The organism is Rhizobium moroccans (assembly GCF_057559155.1).
The window spans coordinates 16617-37184 of the sequence record NZ_JBHFJG010000014.1 but is presented as its reverse complement, the minus strand read 5'-3'; the positions used below and the strand labels follow the sequence as shown (position 1 = coordinate 37184).

Annotated in this window: 23 protein-coding genes, 1 tRNA gene, 1 pseudogene and 1 riboswitch; of the genes and pseudogenes, 10 read left to right on the top strand and 15 right to left on the bottom strand. The window is 62.8% G+C overall.

The window, feature by feature from the left end:
- Window positions 1-78: 78 nt before the first annotated feature.
- Genes gcvP through gcvT form a run of 3 tightly spaced genes read right to left on the bottom strand, consistent with a single transcriptional unit; the run spans window position 79 to window position 4473 of the window.
- The gene (gene gcvP, locus ACE04I_RS10900; protein ID WP_046792204.1) at window positions 79-2943 is read right to left on the bottom strand and encodes an aminomethyl-transferring glycine dehydrogenase; all 2865 of its coding nucleotides are present in this window, start codon (window positions 2941-2943) and stop codon (window positions 79-81) included.
- Entirely contained in the window at window positions 2940-3302 is a 363-nt protein-coding gene (gcvH, locus tag ACE04I_RS10895; RefSeq protein ID WP_046792205.1) for a glycine cleavage system protein GcvH, read from the bottom strand. The genes gcvP and gcvH overlap by 4 nt, the downstream gene beginning before the upstream one ends.
- 22 nt (window positions 3303-3324) lie before the next feature.
- Window positions 3325-4473: a glycine cleavage system aminomethyltransferase GcvT gene (gene gcvT, locus ACE04I_RS10890; protein ID WP_046792206.1), complete on the bottom strand. Its 1149-nt coding sequence runs from the start codon at window positions 4471-4473 to the stop codon at window positions 3325-3327.
- A 158-nt stretch (window positions 4474-4631) separates the two neighbouring features.
- A riboswitch (glycine riboswitch) is annotated at window positions 4632-4719 on the bottom strand.
- A gap of 162 nt (window positions 4720-4881) precedes the next feature.
- Here gcvT and ACE04I_RS10885 point away from each other — a divergent pair.
- Both ACE04I_RS10885 and ACE04I_RS10880 read left to right on the top strand, forming a co-directional pair.
- Window positions 4882-5256, top strand: a complete 375-nt coding sequence (locus tag ACE04I_RS10885) for a hypothetical protein (RefSeq protein ID WP_487207036.1) — start codon at window positions 4882-4884, stop codon at window positions 5254-5256.
- A gap of 75 nt (window positions 5257-5331) precedes the next feature.
- Window positions 5332-6321: a copper chaperone PCu(A)C domain-containing protein gene (locus tag ACE04I_RS10880; protein WP_487207035.1), complete on the top strand. Its 990-nt coding sequence runs from the start codon at window positions 5332-5334 to the stop codon at window positions 6319-6321.
- A gap of 57 nt (window positions 6322-6378) precedes the next feature.
- On the opposite strand, the gene ACE04I_RS10875 is transcribed toward ACE04I_RS10880, so the two are convergent.
- Window positions 6379-6795: a DUF2000 domain-containing protein gene (locus tag ACE04I_RS10875; protein WP_046792209.1), complete on the bottom strand. Its 417-nt coding sequence runs from the start codon at window positions 6793-6795 to the stop codon at window positions 6379-6381.
- A 137-nt stretch (window positions 6796-6932) separates the two neighbouring features.
- On the opposite strand from ACE04I_RS10875, the gene ACE04I_RS10870 reads away from it, so the two are divergent.
- Complete coding sequence (locus ACE04I_RS10870; protein ID WP_137326758.1) at window positions 6933-7415, top strand: Lrp/AsnC family transcriptional regulator; 483 nt, start codon at window positions 6933-6935, stop codon at window positions 7413-7415.
- Window positions 7416-7421: 6 nt separating this feature from the next.
- Here the strand turns inward: ACE04I_RS10870 and ACE04I_RS10865 are convergent, their stop codons facing one another.
- Complete coding sequence (locus tag ACE04I_RS10865; protein WP_046792211.1) at window positions 7422-7697, bottom strand: hypothetical protein; 276 nt, start codon at window positions 7695-7697, stop codon at window positions 7422-7424.
- A gap of 115 nt (window positions 7698-7812) precedes the next feature.
- Between ACE04I_RS10865 and crcB the strand changes: the two genes are divergently transcribed.
- Genes crcB through ACE04I_RS10840 form a run of 5 tightly spaced genes read left to right on the top strand, consistent with a single transcriptional unit; the run spans window position 7813 to window position 11216 of the window.
- Window positions 7813-8190: a fluoride efflux transporter CrcB gene (gene crcB, locus ACE04I_RS10860; protein ID WP_046792959.1), complete on the top strand. Its 378-nt coding sequence runs from the start codon at window positions 7813-7815 to the stop codon at window positions 8188-8190.
- A 36-nt stretch (window positions 8191-8226) separates the two neighbouring features.
- The gene (locus tag ACE04I_RS10855) at window positions 8227-9219 is read left to right on the top strand and encodes an RluA family pseudouridine synthase (protein ID WP_046792212.1); all 993 of its coding nucleotides are present in this window, start codon (window positions 8227-8229) and stop codon (window positions 9217-9219) included.
- Entirely contained in the window at window positions 9216-9887 is a 672-nt protein-coding gene (locus tag ACE04I_RS10850) for an HAD family hydrolase (protein ID WP_046792213.1), read from the top strand. Before ACE04I_RS10855 ends, ACE04I_RS10850 begins: the two co-directional genes overlap by 4 nt.
- Window positions 9880-10671 carry an ATP12 family chaperone protein gene (locus tag ACE04I_RS10845; RefSeq protein ID WP_046792214.1) on the top strand — a complete coding sequence of 264 codons (792 nt, stop codon included), beginning with the start codon at window positions 9880-9882 and terminating at the stop codon, window positions 10669-10671. Before ACE04I_RS10850 ends, ACE04I_RS10845 begins: the two co-directional genes overlap by 8 nt.
- Before the next feature lie 56 nt (window positions 10672-10727).
- The gene (locus ACE04I_RS10840) at window positions 10728-11216 is read left to right on the top strand and encodes a hypothetical protein (protein WP_046792215.1); all 489 of its coding nucleotides are present in this window, start codon (window positions 10728-10730) and stop codon (window positions 11214-11216) included.
- A 3-nt stretch (window positions 11217-11219) separates the two neighbouring features.
- Here the strand turns inward: ACE04I_RS10840 and fghA are convergent.
- The 7 genes and pseudogenes from fghA to lipB all read right to left on the bottom strand — a co-directional run bounded on the left by fghA (window position 11220) and on the right by lipB (window position 16651).
- Window positions 11220-12053, bottom strand: a pseudogene (gene fghA / locus ACE04I_RS10835) (S-formylglutathione hydrolase).
- An 18-nt stretch (window positions 12054-12071) separates the two neighbouring features.
- The gene (locus ACE04I_RS10830; protein WP_046792217.1) at window positions 12072-12743 is read right to left on the bottom strand and encodes a DUF1345 domain-containing protein; all 672 of its coding nucleotides are present in this window, start codon (window positions 12741-12743) and stop codon (window positions 12072-12074) included.
- A gap of 12 nt (window positions 12744-12755) precedes the next feature.
- Complete coding sequence (locus ACE04I_RS10825; protein WP_046792218.1) at window positions 12756-13202, bottom strand: YaiI/YqxD family protein; 447 nt, start codon at window positions 13200-13202, stop codon at window positions 12756-12758.
- Window positions 13203-13318: 116 nt separating this feature from the next.
- Entirely contained in the window at window positions 13319-13507 is a 189-nt protein-coding gene (locus tag ACE04I_RS10820) for a YegP family protein (RefSeq protein WP_046792219.1), read from the bottom strand.
- A gap of 145 nt (window positions 13508-13652) precedes the next feature.
- Window positions 13653-14780, bottom strand: a complete 1128-nt coding sequence (locus ACE04I_RS10815) for an S-(hydroxymethyl)glutathione dehydrogenase/class III alcohol dehydrogenase (RefSeq protein ID WP_046792220.1) — start codon at window positions 14778-14780, stop codon at window positions 13653-13655.
- 167 nt (window positions 14781-14947) lie between these two features.
- Window positions 14948-15871, bottom strand: a complete 924-nt coding sequence (locus ACE04I_RS10810) for a DMT family transporter (protein ID WP_046792221.1) — start codon at window positions 15869-15871, stop codon at window positions 14948-14950.
- A 51-nt stretch (window positions 15872-15922) separates the two neighbouring features.
- Window positions 15923-16651: a lipoyl(octanoyl) transferase LipB gene (lipB, locus tag ACE04I_RS10805; RefSeq protein WP_046792222.1), complete on the bottom strand. Its 729-nt coding sequence runs from the start codon at window positions 16649-16651 to the stop codon at window positions 15923-15925.
- A gap of 178 nt (window positions 16652-16829) precedes the next feature.
- On the opposite strand from lipB, the gene ACE04I_RS10800 reads away from it, so the two are divergent.
- Window positions 16830-16914: transfer RNA gene (locus tag ACE04I_RS10800), tRNA-Leu, on the top strand.
- Window positions 16915-17038: 124 nt separating this feature from the next.
- Here ACE04I_RS10800 and ACE04I_RS10795 read toward each other — a convergent pair.
- The 3 genes from ACE04I_RS10795 to ACE04I_RS10785 all read right to left on the bottom strand — a co-directional run bounded on the left by ACE04I_RS10795 (window position 17039) and on the right by ACE04I_RS10785 (window position 19963).
- A complete protein-coding gene (locus tag ACE04I_RS10795) occupies window positions 17039-18322 on the bottom strand; it encodes a TRAP transporter large permease (RefSeq protein WP_046792960.1) in 1284 nt (427 codons plus the stop codon).
- Between the two features lie 55 nt (window positions 18323-18377).
- On the bottom strand, window positions 18378-18887 hold the full coding sequence (locus ACE04I_RS10790) for a TRAP transporter small permease (RefSeq protein WP_046792223.1): 510 nt from the start codon (window positions 18885-18887) through the stop codon (window positions 18378-18380).
- Between the two features lie 83 nt (window positions 18888-18970).
- Window positions 18971-19963, bottom strand: coding sequence for a TRAP transporter substrate-binding protein (locus ACE04I_RS10785; RefSeq protein WP_052760310.1), 993 nt, complete (start codon window positions 19961-19963; stop codon window positions 18971-18973).
- A gap of 180 nt (window positions 19964-20143) precedes the next feature.
- On the opposite strand from ACE04I_RS10785, the gene ACE04I_RS10780 reads away from it, so the two are divergent.
- Complete coding sequence (locus ACE04I_RS10780) at window positions 20144-20566, top strand: OsmC family protein (RefSeq protein ID WP_046792962.1); 423 nt, start codon at window positions 20144-20146, stop codon at window positions 20564-20566.
- Window positions 20567-20568: the final 2 nt, after the last annotated feature.

Below are 20568 nucleotides of genomic sequence, written 5' to 3'. Positions count from 1 at the left end.
CCCAACAGAACCGGACATCACCCCCACCCATTGCTACGCGATGACCTCCCCCCTCAAGGGGGAGGTGGGAGAAGGTTACTACTCGGCCGCCTCGGCGTAGCTTTCCATCGGCGGGCAGGTGCACACCAGGTTGCGGTCGCCGTAGACGTTGTCGACGCGGTTGACCGGCGACCAGTATTTGTCCACCCGGAAGGCGCCGGGCGGATAGCAGGCCTGCTCGCGGCTGTAGGGACGATCCCATTCGCCGACAAGGTCTTCCACCGTGTGGGGCGCGTTCTTGAGCGGGTTGTTCACCTTGTCCATCCGGCCTTCCTCGATGTCACGGGCTTCCTCGCGGATCGCCAGCATGGCATCGCAGAATCGGTCGAGTTCGGCCTTGGTCTCGCTCTCGGTCGGCTCGATCATCAGCGTGCCGGCCACCGGCCAGCTCATGGTGGGCGCATGGAAGCCGCAGTCGATCAGGCGCTTGGCCACATCGTCCACCGAGACGCCGGCCGATGCGTTGAGCGGGCGCGTGTCGATGATGCACTCATGCGCGACGCGGCCGGATTCGGACTTGTAGAGCACGTCATAGGCGCCCTTCAGCCGGGCGGCGATATAGTTGGCGTTAAGGATCGCCACCTTGGTCGCCTGCGTCAGCCCTTCGCCGCCCATCATCAGGCAGTAGGACCAGGAGATCGGCAGGATCGAGGGCGAGCCGAACGGAGCCGCCGAGACCGCGCCTTCACGGCCGTCCGCTTCCGGGTGACCCGGCAGATAGGGCGCCAGATGCGCCTTAACGCCGATCGGCCCCATGCCGGGACCGCCGCCGCCATGCGGAATGCAGAATGTCTTGTGGAGGTTCAGGTGGCTGACGTCGGAACCGATGTCGCCGGGGCGGGCAAGGCCGACCATGGCGTTCATGTTGGCGCCGTCGAGATAGACCTGACCGCCTTGGCTGTGGGTGATCTCGCAGATCTCCTTGACCGTTTCCTCGAACACTCCGTGCGTGGAGGGATAGGTAATCATGCAGCACGAGAGGTTTTCCGCATATTGCTCTGCTTTTGCTCGGAAATCCTCAAGATCGACATCGCCGTTCTCGCGCGCCTTGACCGGCACGACCTTCATGCCGACCATCTGCGCGGAGGCGGGGTTGGTGCCATGCGCGGAGGTGGGGATGAGGCAGACGTCGCGATGCGTGTCGCCGTTCGCGATGTGGAAATTGCGGATGGTGAGCAGGCCCGCATATTCCCCTTGCGCGCCGGAATTCGGCTGCATGGAGAAGGCGTCGTAGCCGGTGATCTGGCAGAGTTTTTGGGAAAGATCGTCGATCATCTCCCTGTAGCCGAGGGCCTGATCGGCGGGCACGAAGGGATGGATGTCGGAAAATTCCGGCCAGGTGATCGGCAGCATTTCCGCCGTCGCGTTCAGCTTCATGGTGCAGGAGCCGAGCGGGATCATCGCCCGGTCGAGCGCCAGATCGCGGTCCGAGAGCCGGCGGATATAGCGGGTCATCTCGCTTTCCGCGCGGTTCATATGGAAGATCGGGTGCGTCATGTATTCCGACTTGCGCAGAAGCGCGATCGGCAGGCGGTATTCCGGCTCGAAATCCGAGACCTTGAAATTGCCGCCGAAGGCACGCCAGACGGCTTCCAGCGTCGCGGGGCGGGTGCGCTCGTCGAGCGACATGCCGATTTTCGTATTCCCGACCTTGCGCAGGTTGACGCCTTCGGCGACGGCGGCGCGCAGGATGAGGCCCTGCATATGCCCCACCTCGACCGTGAGGGTGTCGAAGAACGTGTCGGGCTCGATGACATAGCCGAGCTTTTCGAGGCCCTTGGCCATCAGCACGGCCTTTTTGTGGACCTGCTGGGCGATTGCCTTCAACCCGTCGGGACCGTGGAAGACGCCGTACATGGAGGCCATAACGGCGAGCAACACCTGGGCGGTGCAGATGTTCGACGTCGCCTTTTCGCGGCGGATGTGCTGCTCGCGGGTCTGCAGCGACAGGCGGTAGGCGCGGTTGCCGCGGGCATCGACCGACACGCCGACAAGCCGGCCGGGCATGGCGCGCTTGTGCGCATCCTTGACCGCCATATAGGCCGCGTGCGGGCCGCCGTAACCGACCGGCACTCCGAAGCGCTGCGAGGAGCCGATGGCGATGTCGGCGCCCATCTCGCCTGGGGATTTGAGCAGCGTCAGCGCCAGCGGGTCGGCAGCGACGGCTGCGACCGCGCCAGTCTGGTGCAGGCGGGCGATCAGGCCCGAGAAATCATGCACATGGCCGTGGGTGCCGGGATACTGGAAGATCGCGCCGAAGACGTCGACCGGGTCGAGGTCGGTCATCGGGTCGCCGACGATCACGGTCCAGCCGAGCGGGGCGGCGCGCGTCTCGATCAGCGCGATGGTCTGCGGATGGCAGGCGCTATCCACGAAGAAGGCGGTCGCCTTCGACTTCGCCTGGCGCTGGCAGAGCGCCATGGCTTCGGCGGCCGCGGTCGCCTCGTCCAGCAGCGAGGCATTGGCGACGTCGAGGCCCGTCAGGTCACAGATCATCGTCTGGAAATTGAGGAGAGCTTCGAGCCGGCCTTGCGAAATTTCCGGCTGATAGGGCGTATAGGCCGTGTACCAGGCGGGGTTTTCCAGGATGTTGCGCTGGATGACCGGCGGCGTGATGGTGCCGTAATAGCCTTGGCCGATCAGCGAGACGAGCGCCTGGTTCTTGTTGGCGGTCTCGCGCAGCTTGTCGAGCGCTTCCCGCTCGGTGAGCGCCGCACCCCAGGTGAGCGGCACCTGCTGGCGGATCGAGGAGGGCACAGTGGCATCGATGAGCGCATCGAGCGAGGGATAGCCGATCACCTTCAGCATCTCGGCCATTTCGGACGGCGAGGGGCCGATATGCCGCCGATTGGCGAAATCGTACGGCTGGTAATCGGTGAAGTGGAAATCGGTGCTATCGGTCATCCGATCAGTTCCTTGTAGGCGGATTCATCAAGCAAAGCATCGGCATCGCTGACGTTCTTCAGCTTGAGCTTGAAGAACCAGGCAGCACCCTGCGGGTCCGAATTGACAAGCGACGGATCGTCGACGATCGCCTGATTGATCTCGGTGACTTCGCCATCCAGCGGACAATAGACGTCGGAAGCAGCCTTCACGCTCTCGACGGTCGCGGCATTGCCGTCCTTGGTAAGCTCCGCGCCCACTTCCGGCAGCTCCACGAAGACGAGGTCGCCGAGCTGTTCGGCGGCGTGGCTCGTGATGCCGACGGTGGCGATATCGCCCTCGAGCTTCAGCCATTCGTGTTCGGCGGTGAATTTCAGCATGGTTCTCTCTCCGGAGCTTTTTTCAGCGTTTGTAGGTTGGGGTAATGAAGGGAAGAGCCGCGACGGCGACAGGCAGATATCTGCCGCGCACCTCGGCGAAAACCTGGGTGCCGGCTTCAGCGAAATCGGTCGGCACGTAGCCCATGGCGACCGGGCCTTCGACCGAGGGGCCGAATGTGCCGGACGTGACTTCGCCGATCTCCCGGCGGCCTTCCGCATCGGCGTAAAGCTTGGCATGCGACCGGACCGGTGCCTTGCCCTCGGGCTTCAGCCCTACACGGCGGCGCGAGGTGCCGTTCGTGAGTTCATCCAGAATACGGCCCGCTCCCGGGAAACCGCCGGAGCGAGCACCGCCGTTGCGGCGGGCCTTCTGGATCGCCCATTCGAGCGCAGCTTCGATCGGAGAGGTATCGGTGTCGATATCGTTGCCATAGAGACAAAGGCCGGCCTCGAGGCGCAGCGAGTCACGCGCGCCGAGCCCGATCGGCATGCAGTGCGGGTCTTCGAGCAGAGCCTTGGCGATCTGTTCGGCGCTTTCGGCGGGAACTGAGATCTCGAAACCGTCTTCTCCGGAATATCCGGAGCGGGAGATGATGCAGGGAACATCGTGAAGGCTGGCGTCGCAGACATCCATGAATTTCATGTCGGTGACATCCGGCCAGAATTCGGCGAGCACTGCTTCTGCGCGCGGTCCCTGGAGGGCAAGAAGCGCGCGATCCTCGAGCGGCGTCACGTCGCAGCCGGAAAGATGCGCCTTCATGTGCGCAATATCGGCTTCCTTGCAAGCGGCGTTGACGACGACGAGCAGATGGTCGCCGCGATTGGTAATCATCAGATCGTCGAGAATGCCGCCGTTCTCATCGGTGAAGAAACCGTAGCGCTGACGGCCTTCCTTGAGGCCGAGGATATCGACCGGAACGAGGCTTTCGAGGGCGAGCGCGGCATCCTCATAGGCGCCGGATCTCGCTTTGACGATCACCTGACCCATGTGGGAGACGTCGAACAGGCCGGAGGCGGCGCGGGTTTGAAGGTGCTCCTTCAGCACGCCTGCCGGATATTGCACCGGCATGTCATAGCCTGCGAACGGCACCATTTTCGCACCGAGCGAAACATGCAGCGCGTGCAGCGGCGTTTTCTTGAGAGCGGTATGATCGCTGGTCTTGTCGTCCAAGGGACGCCTCCAGGTTTGGCGCCCAATATCGAACGGCGCGCCGGCTCAGTTTCAGGCGCGGTGAAGCGCCGGTTTCGAGCCCCCTCTGTCCTTTTCGCCTGAGATTGTTATCCCTTCGGCGAGCCTTCCTTGCGGAGGCTTCTCTCCAGAGTCCTGTCGGTTGCCTGCTGGTCCTTTTGCCTGAGAGTTTCCGGGGCGGTTGCTCCTTCGGCACCGCATCGAAGCGGCTTCTCCCAGCGGGCTGGCCGTCATTATCGGCGAGGGTATCCGCTTGGCAAGAGCCAAATGTCGCTGTCAGCAAGATTTTCGTCGCGTCACTTCAATGCATGGGAAGAGAGGACGCGACAATTCATCTTTTGCTCTTGCCCCGGAACTGCGATATCGGAGCATGGTCAAACAGGTGAGGGCATGACGGGTGGAATGAAGACAGCGGCGAAGCTTTTGCGCATCCTCTGCGCAGCGGTGCTGCTGTCGCTCGGATTTGCCCATCAGCCGGTCATCGCCGCCGCGCCGCTTGCTTCCTTTGACGAGGCCTATCGGCTGCCGGACGGCACTTTCGCGGAAATCTGCACCGAAGGCGGCCACGACAAGCTTCCGGCGGCAAGGCCTGTCTGCGAGGTCTGCCTGCTCACCGGCTCGATCATCTTGCCGCAGCCGAGCGACGAAGCCTGGCTTACGAGGAGCCAGGCGTTCCTTTTCAGCCCGCTGACGGGCGAGGCGCAGGTCCTTGGGCGAAGGCCGCTGCTGCGGCCGAAATCCCGCGCGCCACCGCCGGCAGCCTGATCGCTTTTACCCGAATGCATCAAATCATTCCCGGATCGATGGCCGAGATGCGCCATTGCCGGAAAAGGACATCCGATGAAGACCATCAACATGATCGCCCTGACGGGCATTTTCGCCGCCGCCGGCATTGCCGAGGCTCAGGCGCACGCAACCTTCACCCAGTCATCCGCGACCGAGGAAAGCTATGTCGTAGCGGCGCTGCAGGTGCCGCACGGCTGCGACGGCAAGGCGACGACCGAGGTGCAGATCAAGCTGCCGGAAGGTTTCGTTCTCGCCAAGCCGCAGCCGAAGCCCGGCTGGGAACTGGAGATCATCTCCGGCGACTACGCGAAGGCCTATGACGACCATGGTGACAAGGTGACGTCCGGTCCGGTGGAAATCCGCTGGAAGAACGGCGACCTGCCGGATGCCTACTACGATACCTTCGTCGTTCGCGGCAAAATCTCGGGCGTTGCGGTCGGCACCGCGCTTGCCTTCCCGACGGTTCAGCTCTGCGGAACGGATGGCCGGGTCGCATGGGATGAGGTTGCCGCAGCAGGGATCAATCCGCATTCGCTGGAAAGCCCGGCGCCGGTGATCGAAGTCGCGGCAAAGGCGGAAGAGGGGCACGGCGAACATGCCGGCCACGGAGATCACGCCGCGGCTCCCCCGGCTCATGGGGAGGCGGTGAAAATCGGAAACCTCGAAGTGACGGGCGCCTTCACCAAGGCGATGCTGCCCGGCCAGCCGGTCGGCGGCGGCTATTTCACCGTGAAGAACAACGGAGGCGAGGATGACGTGCTGGTCTCCGCATCCTCTTCCATCGCTGGCGCCGTCGAGCTGCACGAGATGGAAATGCAGGGGCAGGTGATGAAGATGCGCAAGCTGGAAACGGGCATTCCCGTTCCGGCCGGCAAGACGGTGGAGCTCACCCCTGGCGGCCTGCACTTGATGTTCATGAAGGTGAAGGAGCCGTTCAAGCAGGGCGCGAGCGTGCCGGTGACGCTGACATTCGAAAAGGCCGGCAGCGTCGACCTCGTGTTGCCGGTGGAAGCGGCCGGACCCGGCGGGCACCAGCATAACTGATCGGAACAGGGCCGCTCGATCGCGGCCCTTTTCATATTCAGCCCAAGAGCGTGTTGTTTAACGCAACAGCTTGAGGCTGCCGGTCAGCGACTTCACCCATTTCGCCGGACCGGCGATGCCGAGGCCGTCTATGGTTTCCTGCGTCAGGTCGCGATCCGGGAACGCGGCCTCGTATTCCCTATAGTCGTGAAGCGAACGGGCGAAAGCCGGAAAGGCGACCACCGATTGCCGCTCGGCGTGGTCGATCGCCTTCAGCATGATCGAGCGGATCGTATCCGTATCGGCCTGGAGGATGGGAACGGGGCGGTTCGAGCTGATATCGATGGCGCGGCCATCGCGATCCGCCAGCTGCCGGGCGGCGAGAAGCGGCAGCTTCGCCCCGAGGCCGATGGAGACGGCGCCGACCGTGTTTGCGAGGAAGCCGAGGGAAAGGGCAGGGTTCACGATAATCGCGAGGCGGATGTCGTCGTTCATGGCAATCTGGATATCTTCCGTGAGGGTTGGACCGCGAAATTACAGCCGATCTCCGGGGCGATCCTGCCTTTTGATTTTCCCTTTGCCTCAATTTTGGTAGCTTCTACCGAAAATCACGGCACTTGAGGTGAAGAATTGTGGAAAATGAGCTTGAGCCGGTAGACCTGCGAATCCTCGAAGCCCTGCAGGAGGACGGCCGCCTGACCAACCAGGCGCTTTCGGAAAGGGTCGGCCTTTCGACCTCGCCGAGCTGGAGACGGGTGCGCCAGCTTGAGGAAAACGGCGTGATACAGGGCTATCGCGCCGTGCTCGACCGGCGCGCGGTAGGGCTCGGCGTGCTGGCCTTCATCCGCGTGAAGATCGACAGCCACAGCGCCGAGGAGGCAGAATCCTTCGCGGCGGAGGTCATCGGTCTGGAAGAGGTGGTGGCCTGCTACAGTATCGCGGGGGACGCGGATTTCCTGCTGCAGGTAGTGGCGCCCGACCTCGACCACTATGCGGATTTCGCGATGTCGACGCTGCGTCGGCTTCCGCGCATCAAGGAAATGCAGACGACCTTCGTTCTCAAGGAGATCAAGCGGTTCGACGGGCTGCCGCTTCGTTTCGCCGGCGAGCGATAGCGGGGTTCAGAAATCCAGCTCGCGATAGGCGGCTTCGGCCTGGCGCAATGTCGTCTGCTGCTGCGGCTGGCGGCCGGAACTCAGGACGTCGATGGAGACAGCGGCCGGAGGAACGAGGCCGGGGGCTGCGGGGTCGCTGACGTTTTCGGCCCGGCGTATGTTGCGATCGGCATCGGCCTTGGTGTCGGCAACCTGATCCTTCACCGACACGCGCCGGGCATGCCGCAGCGTTTCCGCCGCATAGGCAGCCGTATTGGCCGAAACACTCACCACCAGCGTCATAGTAACCCTCTCTCCATTCGGGAGAAGGTAAGCCGCCGCGGTTTGTTCACCGCTTAACCGAAAAGCCGGCATTTTACCGATTTCACCTTTTTTCTTTTTGGCTTACATGGGTTCCATGAACCACATTCTGCTCGTTGCCCTCGGCGGGGCCATCGGTTCCGTCTGCCGCTATCTCGTCGGCCTCTGGACGCTCCGGCACCTGGGAGCGGCATTTCCGTGGGGGACGCTCGCCGTCAATGTGATCGGCTCCTTCATGATCGGCCTCCTGGCGGAAATCATCGTGCGCAGGTTCAGTGCCTCGCCAGAAATGCGGCTTCTGCTGATCACCGGTTTCCTCGGCGGGTTCACGACGTTTTCGGCCTTCTCGCTGGACATTGTGGCGCTCTTCGAGCGGGGCGCGATGCTGGTCGGTGCGGCCTATATCGGCGCGAGCATCGTCGTTTCGCTGGGCGCCGTCTTCGCCGGACTGGCGCTCGGGCGGGTAATGTTCTAAGGACCCACGAACCTTTTAAATAACGAAAGAGCTTTGATGTCAGGCATCGAGCATATCCGCGTCGGGGCGGACGAGGGAGGCATGCGCCTGGACCGCTGGTTCAAGGTGCATTATCCCGGCCTCGGCTTCGGCGCATTGCAGAAATTGCTGCGGTCCGGCCAGGTGCGTGTCGACGGCGGCCGCGTGAAGAGCGATGCCCGCGTGCAGCCCGGACAGATGGTACGCATTCCGCCGATGGACGTGGATGCCAAGAAGGCCGGACCGATCGCAGGCAAGGACCTGAAGCACGCCGGCGACTATGAGCTGTTGCAGCGCATGGTGCTGCACGAGGACGACAAGGTGATCGTTCTCAACAAGCCGGCCGGGCTTGCCGTTCAGGGCGGCTCGGGCGTGACGCGTCATATCGACCAGATGCTCGACGCCTGGATAAGCCCGAAGGGCGAGAAGCCGCGCCTCGTCCACCGGCTCGACCGCGATACATCCGGCGTGCTGGTGATCGCCCGCACGCGCGGCGCGGCGCAGAAGCTGACGGCCGCCTTCCGCGAGCGCGACACCAAGAAGACCTATTGGTCGCTGGTGAAGGGCGTGCCGCGCAAGCACGAGGACAAGATTTCCACCTGGTTGGTGAAGGAACAGACGCCGGACGGCGACCGCATGCGCATCGCCAAGCATGGCGAAGACGGCGCCGATCACGCGGTGTCCTACTATCGCGTACTGGAGACGGCGGCGCAGACGCTCGCCTGGCTGGAAATGGAACCCTATACAGGGCGTACCCACCAGCTTCGCGTCCATGCGCTGCATATCGGTCATCCGATCATCGGCGATCCGAAATATTTCGACGACGACCACAACTGGCCCTTCCCGGGGGGCATCCAGAAGCGGCTGCACCTTCATGCCCGCCACATCGACATTCCGCATCCGAATGGCGGGCGGCTGAGGGTCACGGCGCCGCTGCCGCCGCATATGGTTCAGAGCTGGAACCTTTTGGGGTTCGACATGGAAAACGGTTTGAGAGACGACGACCGATGAAATTGGTGCTTTTCGATTGCGACGGCACGCTGGTCGACAGCGCCGGGCTGATCCATGAAACCATGCGCCGCACCTTTGCGCAGTTCGGCAAACCCGAGCCGAAGGTTGAAACCACGAAGGCGATCATCGGGCTCACCCTCGACATTGCGATCGCCCGTATGCAGGGCAAGGAGCATGTCGACGACGAAGCGGTCGAGATGACGGCCTATTACAAATCGCTGTTCTCCGTCGTGCGGCAGGACCTCGATTTTCGCGAGCCCTTGTTTCCCGGCATCCGCGAGGTCATCGATGCGATCGGCCCGCGCGAGGACCTGCTGATCGGCGCGGTTACCGGCAAATCGCGGCGCGGGCTGAATCTCATCATGGAGACCCACGGCTTCGACAAATATTTCGTGGTGGGCCGGACGGCGGACGACTGCCCCTCCAAGCCGCACCCCGCAATGGTGACGGAATGCTGCGACGAGACCGGCATGAAGCCGGCCGATACTCTTGTCATCGGCGACGCGATCTACGATATGCAGATGGCGAAGGCTGCGGGCGCGACCGCGATCGGCGTGGCCTGGGGCTATGCCTCGGTCGAGGAATTGAGGCAGGCCGGCGCCGACGCGATCGTCCATCATCCGAGCGAGCTGCTGAGCCATATCGGCCTGGAATATTCTCATGCGTGACATCTTTCCCGATCCTTCCGAGGTGCTGAGCCATGCCGACCCGACGCGGCGGGCGCAGATCCAGATGCAGAAGCCGTTGCCGAAACGCTTCTACAAGGACGTGACGGTGGTGGAAGGCGAGGAGGGCCATGCGGTCCATCTCGACGGACGCGCCGTCAAGACCCCGGCAAAGAAGCCGCTTGCGGTGCCGACCGCGGCGCTCGGCGAACTGCTGCGCGAAGAGTGGGCGGCTCAAGCCGACGTGATCGACCCCGCCACCATGCCGGTGACGCGGCTCGTCAATACGGCGATCGATGGCGTGGCGGCCGACCCCCAAGCCGTTTTCGAGGACATTCTGCGCTTCTCCGCAAGCGATATGCTCTGCTACCGGGCCGAAGGGCCGGAGAACCTCGTCGCCCGGCAGAGCGAGCAATGGGACCCGATCATCGACTGGGCGGCGAACGAGCGCGGCGCGCGCTTCATCCTGATCGAGGGCATCATGCCGCAGGAGCAGCCGAAAGAGGCGATCGCTGCCCTGGCGGTGACGCTCGGGAAATACGATACGCCGATCGAACTTGCCAGCCTGCACACGGTGACGACGCTCACGGGGTCCGCTCTGCTTGCGCTTGCCTTTGCCGAGGGCCGCATCACGGCCGAAGAGGCCTGGACCCTCGCGCATCTCGACGAGGACTGGACCAACGAGCACTGGGGCATCGATGCGGAAGCCGAGCATCGCCGCGCCAAGCGGCACGAGGAGATGCAGGCGGCGGTGAAGGTGTTCGCCGCGCTGAAAGCTGCCGCTTAATTCTTCTCTAACCCCGATCTGGGAACATTCGGAAAAGCCGTTTCTGCGGATTTCCGATGTACCGTCGTCTATTTCGTCATTTTCTCGTCCTGTCCTGCGTTCTGCCGCTGATGTCGTTCCGGATGGAACAGGCGGGCATGCCGCCGGAAAACCTGCTCTATGACGTGCGCAGCGCGATCGTGACGGCGCAGGCGGATGTCTCCCGCCAACTGGTGGCGGAAACCGACCGGCTGGTGGACCAGGCGATCCACGCGACCGTGAGGCAGGTTTCGCTGCCGCGCGCCATCCTGGCCGTCCGGATCGACCGAACCGCCTATGTGCCGCTCGTCATCGGAGGCCGGCACGAGGCGAGGGTGAGGGTGGAGGCGATCGCGGTCGGCAATGGAGAACCGATTGCCGACGGCGGTTTCAAGGTATCCGCCTTCGCGCTCGACCGGGCGAATGGCGACGAGATTCTGGCGGAAAGGATTGCGCGGCGCATCGCGGCGGAATTCCGGCTGAGGGAGCAGGGACGAACGACGCTCGCGACGGCTCTGTTTCCGTGAGGACTATCCCAATCGCTCCGCGTGCCAGCGGAGATGGTCGTCCATGAAAGTCGAGATGAAATAGTAGGAGTGGTCGTAGCGCTCGTGCATTCTGAGCGTCAGGCGGATATCCGTTCCCTTGACCGCGTCTTCGAACAGCCAGGGACGCAGGCCGGTTTCGAGAAATCCGTCGGCCTTGCCCTGATCGATCAGGAATTCCGGGAAGCGGGCGCCGTCCTCGACGAGCGCGCAAGCATCGTATTACCGCCATGTGGCCTTATCCGGCCCCAGATATTTTTCGAAGGCGGGCGCCGACCAGTCGGCGGTGGAGGGCTGAACGATCGGCGCGAAGGCGGAGCAGCTCTTGAAGCGCTCGGGATTTTTCAGCGCGACGGTCATGGCGCCATGACCGCCCATGGAGTGGCCGAAGATGCCTTGTCGCTCCATGTCGATGCGGAAATGCTGACTGACGAGCGCCGGTAGCTCTTCCGCGACGTAAGCGTACATCCGGTAGTTTTCCGCCCAGGGCTTTTCCGTGGCGTCGAGATAGAATCCGGCGCCCTTGCCCATCTGCCAATTGGTGAGTTCGTCGGGCACGTCGTTGCCGCGCGGGCTGGTATCCGGGCAGACGATGATGAGGCCGAGTTCGGCCGCTAGCCGGCGATACTCGCCTTTTTCCATGACATTGGCATGGGTGCAGGTGAGGCCCGAGAGATACCACAGAACCGGGCAGGGCTCGTTGATTGCCTTGGGCGGCACGAAGACGGCAAAGGTCATCTCGCAATTGCAGGCTTCGGAATCATGCGCGAACACGCCCTGCATTCCGCCGAAGGCGGTGGTTTGCGAAATTATCTTCATCGGAAGTTCCCTTGCATATCAGCCCGCCAGCGCGACGACGGCGTTGACCGAGGCGGCGACGAGCACGGTGTTGAAGAAGAAGGATACGACCGCATGCACCAGGTTGATACGGCGCATGGCGGTGGTCGTGATCACGACATCGGAAGTCTGGGCGGTCATTCCGATGACGAAGGCGAAATAGAGGAATTCCCAGCCGCTGGGATCGGCTGTTCTGGGAAAGGTCAGGCCGCCGCGCTTGCCCTTACCCCCGCGCTCAGCCTCGACGGCCGGTTCCGGGCGCCAATAGAGATGGGCGTAGTGCATCGCGAACATGATGTGGATGGTGAGCCAGCCGAGCGCCACCGAAACGAAGGCGATCACGATCTCGACAGGGCCGGCGGGGAGTTGGCGATTGAGGACGCTGAAAAGGGAAATGATGGCAGCGACGACCGCCAGAAGGGTGACGGCGAGGATGACGGGGGCGGGCTCGTCATCACGCTCGGCGCGCCGCCTGAGGAGTGCCGGCGTGAGCCGGGGAATGCGCTCCGCCATCAGCCCGAGATAGATCAGGAAGAAGACGACCACCGTCACGCCGGGAGCGAGCCTCGGCGCGTAGAAAAGCAGAAAGGGCAGGCAGACGAGCGCAACGACGGTGCCGGCATAGAAAGGGCCGTGCCGCTGATGCCTCAATCTTTGCCACAGCGAGGTCATCGTCGAGACTCCTCAGGCGCCCGATTTGGCGCGACGGCAAAGCCTGTCCAGGGTTTCGAGAAATTTGGACCGGTCGCGGGCGGTGAAGGCGGCATTGTAGCCCTTGCTCTCGCCGGTCTCGCGCAGATGCGCGCCGAGATCCCGCATGGCGGAGGCCATCCCGATATTCGTGTCGTCAAAAACACGGCCGCTGGGACCCGTGACGAGCGCGCCCTTGGCGACGCAGCGGACCGCCAGAGGCACATCCGCCGTGACGACGACATCGCCTGTGTCCGCACGCTCGGCAATCCAGTCATCGGCGGCGTCGAAGCCGGCGGAAACGATGACATTGTGTACCATCGGATCGCGGGAGGGTCGCAGGCCGGAATTGGCGACGAACGTCACTTCAAGACCATGACGTTCGGCCACTTTCAGGATTTCCGGCTTGACCGGGCAGGCATCGGCATCGACATAGATCATTCCACTATCCTTCAGGCGCGCATCACTTCAATGCCGCGTATGACACATGCCAGGCATGTTCAAGGCGATCGCGGCTCTAGAGATTATGTCGCAAGCATGAAGGGAGGGGAAATCACTCAGGCGAGGGCCACCGTCTGGTCGTCGGTCGTCGCGCCGGGAGCGTTGGCTTTGATGGATTCGATGGCGGAGACGGCGGAAGACTTGGCCGAATAGCCCTCGGACGAGAACATGATCTGGCCGTTCGGAGCCTTAAAGCGGAAACGGAACTCGCCGGCCTTATCCTTGTAGATTTCGAACTTGTACATCTGGGATGCCCCCGTTTGTTGGAACAATGGGATGATAGATGCGCTCGCCGGAATTGCAAGCACCGCGCAAAACCCCGCCAGAGAGCGGGTTTTCGCGCGATCCGGAGCGTCGGTGGACCACTCCGGACGGCGAATCACAAGAACCTCAGTAAACCACGACGCTTCGGATGCTTTCGCCAGAATGCATCAGCTCGAAGCCCTTGTTGATGTCCTCGAGCGGCATGGTGTGGGTGATCATCGGATCGATCTCGATCTTGCCCTCCATGTACCAGTCGACGATCTTCGGCACGTCGGTGCGGCCGCGCGCGCCGCCGAAGGCCGTACCCATCCAGGTACGTCCGGTGACGAGCTGGAAAGGACGCGTGGAGATTTCCTGGCCGGCGCCGGCAACGCCGATGACGACCGACTTGCCCCAGCCGCGATGCGAGCTTTCAAGCGCCTGGCGCATGACCTTGGTGTTTCCGGTGCAGTCGAACGTGTAGTCGGCGCCGCCGATCTGGTCCGCGCCGCGCTTCGTCATGTTGACGAGATAGGGCACGATGTCGTCGCCGACTTCCTTCGGGTTGACGAAGTGCGTCATGCCGAAGCGCTCGCCCCAGGCCTTCTTGTCGTTGTTCAGATCGACGCCGATGATCATGTCGGCGCCGGCAAGGCGAAGGCCCTGGATGACGTTCAAACCGATGCCGCCCAGTCCGAAGACGATGGCCGTCGCGCCGATTTCTACCTTGGCGGTGTTGATGACCGCACCGATGCCGGTGGTGACGCCGCAGCCGATATAGCAGACCTTGTCGAAGGGTGCGTCCGGGTTGATCTTGGCAACCGCGATCTCCGGCAGAACCGTGTAGTTGGCGAAGGTCGAACAGCCCATGTAATGGTGGATCTTGTCCTTGCCGATCGAGAAGCGCGAGGTGCCGTCCGGCATCAGGCCCTGGCCCTGGGTGGAGCGGATGGCGGTGCACAGATTGGTCTTGCGCGACAGACAGGAGGGGCATTCCCGGCATTCCGGCGTATAGAGTGGAATGACATGATCGCCCTTCTTCACCGAGGTGACGCCCGGACCGACATCGACGACGATGCCGGCGCCCTCATGGCCGAGGATCGCGGGAAAGAGGCCTTCCGGATCGGCGCCCGAAAGCGTGAAATCATCCGTATGGCAGAGGCCGGTCGCCTTCACCTCGATCAGCACCTCGCCGGCCTTCGGGCCTTCGAGCTTGACGGTCATGACTTCGAGCGGTTTTCCTGCCTGAACGGCGACGGCGGCGCGGACATCCATGGTCTATCTACCTCATCTTTCGAATCCGGGGCGGACTTTGACATGGGGAGGCGGCGCGCCTCAAGCCGGAACCGACGATCAGGTGTCGCAAAACGACAGGCGCTGCGGTGAAATCGGCAAGTTGGACCGTGGAAACGAGCGCGATTAAAGCGGGACTACGGTCCGCATCAGGCGATTGCCGGCTCTTTTGTTTTCAGACGCTCTCGCCAGATGATGAAGAGGCCGGAGGCGACGATGATGGCGATGCCGATCCATTTCGACAGGGTCGGGAAATCGCCGAACAACGCGTAGCCGAGCACGGTGGCGGAGATGATCTCGAAATACTGGAAGGGCGCCAGCAGCGAGAGGGGCGCCAGGCGAAAGGCGCGCACGACCAGCAGATGCATGTAGCCGGATATCGAGCCGAGCAGGACCAGCAGGAAGAGACCGAGCGCGGAGGCGGGGAGGGACGGCTCGAATTCCGCGCCGCCGAGGCTGTGGCCCAATCCAAGGCCTGCCGCCATGAACAGCGTTCCGCCGATGCCGGCCATGATCTGCATGGTGAGCGGCGAATCGGCCTCGCCGATGGCGCGGTTGAGGAAGAGATAGAGCGTATAGAGGAAGGCGCAGGCGACCGGCAGCAGCGCCGTCCAGCCGAAGATCGCATAGCTCGGCTGGATGACGATCATCGCTCCGCCGAAGCCGACTATGATGGCGAGCCAGCGGCGCCAGCCCACCTTGTCGCCGAGGAAGAGCGCCGACATCATGGTGAGCATGAAGGGCTCGACGAAATAGATCGCGAAGACATCCGCAAGCGGCATGTATTTGACCGCCGCGAAGAACATCAGGCTCGCGGATGCGTGAAGCGCGCCGCGCAGCAGGTTCATCCAGGGACGCCGGGCGCGGAAGATCGATGCGCCGACGAAGAACATCAGCGGCAGCATGCAGACGAGCTGGAAGAAGAAGCGGTAGAAGGTGACCTGGCCCGGCGACATGCCCTCGAAGGTCGCCATGTACTTGGCGATGGCATCCATGAGCGGCAGGACGGCCATGCAGGTGGCCATGATGGCCATGCCCTTCAGGGGATTTTCAAGGGTAGGGGCGGGTTGCATATGGCGCGCTTTCCGGGAACGCGCCTTTCAAATCACAGCCGCCGGCCATCTTCAAGCGGAAGCATTCTCGATGACGCTCTCGCCGAAAACTTCCTCGAATGCCTCGCGCAGCCGCATGTCGACATCCGCCATCATCACCGGCAGGCCGAGATCGACCAGGCTCGTCACACCATAGGCACTGATGCCGCAGGGCACGATGCCGGAGAAATGCGAAAGATCCGGGTCCACATTGAGGGAGAGGCCGTGGAAGCTCACCCAGCGGCGAAGCCGGATGCCGAGCGCCGCGATCTTGTCCTCCGCCATGGAACCATCGGGTAGAAGGGGCTTCTCCGGCCGTCGCACCCAGACGCCGACGCGGTCCTCGCGGCGCTCGCCGCGGACATTCATCATGTCGAGGGTGCGAATCACGAGCTCTTCCAGCGCAGCCACATAGGCGCGGACATCCTGGCGGCGGCGTTTCAGGTCCAGCATCACATAGGCGACCCGCTGGCCGGGGCCGTGATAGGTGTATTCGCCGCCGCGCCCGGTGGCAAAGACCGGGAATCGGTCGGGCTCTATGAGGTCGGTGGCGTCGGCGCTGGTGCCGGCGGTATAGAGCGGCGGGTGCTCGAGAAGCCAGACGAGTTCGTCCGCCTTGCCGTCGGCGATGGCGGCCACTTCCCGCTCCATTTCGGCGACCGCCTGCTCATAAGGAACGAGTCCTTCGGAAATGCGCCAGCGCACCGGCGGAGAACCGGGGGCGGGGTGCATGGAAATCTGAAGATCGGTGCGCGTCAGCATGGGATTTCTTCTGGCAAAAACGAAGGATGGCGGCAAGAGGCGCGGTGAAAGCCCTGTTCCATATAGGTATTCCACAGTCCGATTTTTATCCTTCAAAAATGTGTCATGGCGCACTTGTGCACCCGGAATCCTTTTGCTACATGCTCGCTCGCCGAGGCAAATCGGCACCTACCACGATGCGGTCGTGGCGGAATTGGTAGACGCGCAGCGTTGAGGTCGCTGTGGGGCAACCCGTGGAAGTTCGAGTCTTCTCGACCGCACCAAAAACAAGAACCCGCTTCGGCGGGTTTTTTGTTGCCCGCTTTTCAAGACCTTTCGGGAAAACGAAAAGGCGACCGATACGTGCCCGTATCGATCGCCTCGAGGGTTGCTGATTTTCACGTCGTTTCAGAAGCCGGTCGCGTGCGGCAGCCAGGTGGAGAGTGCCGGGATGAAGGTTATCGCCAGCAGGATGACCAGATAGGCCAGCAGGAACGGCGTCATCTCCCGCGTGATCTCGCTGACCCTGATCTTCACCACGGATGATACCACGAAGAGGAGCGCGCCGACCGGCGGGGTGATGAGCCCGACCGTCAGGTTGAGGATGACGATCATCGCGAACTGGATCGGATCGATTCCGAGCTGGAAGGAGATCGGGGCCAGGATTGGCACGAGAATCATCACGCCCGGCAGCGGGTCCATGAACATGCCGAAGATCAACAGCAGCAGGTTGACCGCCAGCAGGAAGGCGATCGGGCTCAAATTCCAGCCGATGATGACATCCGCCAGGAATTGCGGCACGCCCTCGATGATGAGCACCCAGGCGAAGGCGCGCGCGGATGCGAGGATCAGCAGGATGCCGACGGTGACCATGGCCGAGCGGAAGATGATCTCCGGCAGGTCCTTCACCTTCAGCGAGCGATAGATGAACATGCCGCAGAAGAGCGCGTAGAAAACTGCGATGACCGAGGCTTCCGTGGGCGTGAACCAGCCCATGCGGATGCCGCCGACGACGATGACGATGAGCGCCATGGCGGGGACGGCGTAGAGCGTGTTCAAGACCATTTCCCGCGCCGTCGGGCGGATATCCATGGAGCGGTAGTCGCGCTTGCGGGAGATGTAGAAATTCACCGCGCACATGGCGAGCGAGATGAGGAGGCCCGGCACGACGCCGGCGATGAAGAGCGAGCCGACCGATACGCGGCTGTCCTGCAGGGCGTAGATGATCATGGTGATGGAGGGCGGGATGATCGGGTCCACCACCGCGACGGCGGCAGCGAGCGCCGAGGCATAGCGCTTCTCGTAGCCGCTCTTCTCCATCATGCGGATGGTCATGGCGCCGGGGCCCGCGGCTGCGGCGAGCGCCGAGCCGGAAATGCCGGCAAAGAGCGTGGTCGAGATGATGCTGGCATAGCCGAGGCCGCCGCGGGCGCGGCCGACGAACTGCGCGGCAAGCCGCAGCAGGTGATGCGTCAGCGCGCCGCCGGTCATCAGCTCGGCGGCGAGGATGAAGAAGGGCACGGCGAGCAGCGGAAAGCTGTCGACGCCGGTGAACATCTCCTTGATCACGACGATCTGCGGATAATTGCTGCCGAGGATGACGGCAAGCCAGGTGGAGATCGCCAGCGTGAAGGCGACCGGAACGCCGAGCGCCAAGAGAATGAAGAAGGAGACGAAGAGAATGATGATCATGGACGAAAACTTCGAAAGGCGGCGACCGGCGCCGCGCTGCAATTTGCCGTGAAGCCTATGCGGCGACCGGCGGAGTGTCGCTGTCGCCCTGCAAGCCGCTCATGCCGCCTGCCAGATAGGTTCTGAGCACGAAGAGGAAATGGACGATCAGCAGCCCGAACCCGATCGGCATGGCGAGATAGATGTAGCCGAAGGGAATGCGCGTGGAGGGCGTCGTCTGGAACATGGTGCGCTCCACATAGGTCTTGCCGACCCAGATCATCATCACGAAGAAGGCGAGCATGATGGCGGCCACGACGAGGCGGAGCAGCCGGGCCTTCCTGTCGCCGAGGGCCGCCTGCAGATTGTCGATGGCGACGAGCCCGCCATGCCTCAGCGTGATGCCGGCGCCGATGAAGGTGAGCCAGATCATGAGATGGCGCGAGACCTCATCCGACCAGGTGATGGAGTGGTTGGTGAGATAACGCAGGATGACGTTGAGGAAGACGAGGATCGCCATCGCGCTCAGGATGGCGATGAGCGCCCATCGATTTGCCTCGACGAAAATGCGTTCGATCTTCTGCATGTCAAATTCCCCCGAGCGCGGCAGCGCCGAAAACGGAAAGCACCCCGCAACGCTGCGGGGTGCCTGAACCGCTCTAAATCGGATTACTTGGTCGCGACGATCGAGTCGACCAGGTCCTTGCCGTAGGTTTCGTAATAGCCGTCATAGGCGGCCTGGATGGCCTTCTGGAACTCGGCCTTCTGAGCGTCGCTGAGCTCGTTCACCTGCATGCCGTTCTGCTTCGCGGTCGCGATGCCGTTCTTCTCCGACTGGTCCACGAAGGCGCGCATGGCTTCCTTGCCCTTGGTGGCGCCATCGGTGAAGAGCTTCTTGTCCTCGTCCGAAAGGCTATCCCAGAAGGTCGGGGAAACGATCAGCATGGCCGGCGAATAGACGTGACCGGAAACCGTGAGGTACTTCTGGACTTCCCAGAGCTTCGCCGAAACGATGACCGAAAGCGGGTTTTCCTGGCCGTCGATGGCGCCCTGCTGCAGGGCGGGGATGACTTCCGGCCAGGACATGGGCGTGGGTGCGGCGCCCGCCGTCTCGAAGGCGGCGATATGAACCGGGTTTTCCATGGTCCGGATCTTGAGGCCCGCGAGGTCTTCCGGCTTTTCGATCGGCTGGCGATTGTTGGTGATGTGGCGGAAGCCCTGCTCGCCCCAGGCAAGCGCGATCAACTGCCGATCCTGGAACTTCGCCAGGATTTCCTGGCCGACCGGGCCGTCGAGCACTGTGCGGGCATGGGTGAGATCGCGGAACAGGAAGGGGATGTCGGTGACGCCGATTTCCGGAACGAAGTTCGAAAGCGCGCCGGAGGAGACAACGACCGCCTGCACGCCGGTTCCGAGCTGCAGGCCTTCGATGACTTCACGCTCGCCGCCTTGGGCGGAGGAGGGGAAATGGGTGAACTTGAACCGGCCACCGCTGGTTTCCGTCACATATTTGTCCCAGGCATCGGCGGCCGCGCCATAGTGGGAATCGCGGGCAAGAGCGTAGGCGATCTTGACCTCGGTGGATTGGGCGAATGCGCCGCCCGTCCAGGCGGTTGCGGCGACGACACCTGCGATAGCCAGGCGACCGAAGAGCGAATTCATAATATATGTACCTCCCTGAAGCGCAGACCTTGATCGGAATGCTTATTGAATTTCGGGTGCCTCTCCATCCGCGAAAATTCAAATCCGGTCAAGTTCCGGCAAGCTTATGATAAGAAGGTGCCGCTTTTTATTGGATTATGTCGCGGCCGAGCCCCGCTTTATGCGGATCATGAGGAAGAAATGAGCGAGATCAAGATCAAGACGCGACCGGTCGGAGCCACGGCGACGCTGGGGCGCACGGGCCGCCCGCAGGTGACGACGGAGACCGGCGGTTCGCTGGAAATCGTCACCGGCGCGAGTGATCCGGGTTTCAACCCGCTCGACCTTCTCTATTCCTCGCTTGCGGGATGCCTGGTGCTGAGCGCCCGGATCGCGGCGAGCCGGCTCGGCATCCTCAACCGCTTCGACGAGGCGCGGGCGCATGTGACGGGAGAAAAGGCGGGCGAGGAGCCCTCGCGCGTAGCGCGCTTCGCCGCTCATATGGAGATCAAGGGCGATTTCACCGAATTGGAAAAGCAGGAGATCGCCCACATGGCGGAGGATATCTGCACCGTCAGCAATACGCTGCGCGGATCGCCTGAGATCACGCTGCAGGTGGGCTGACG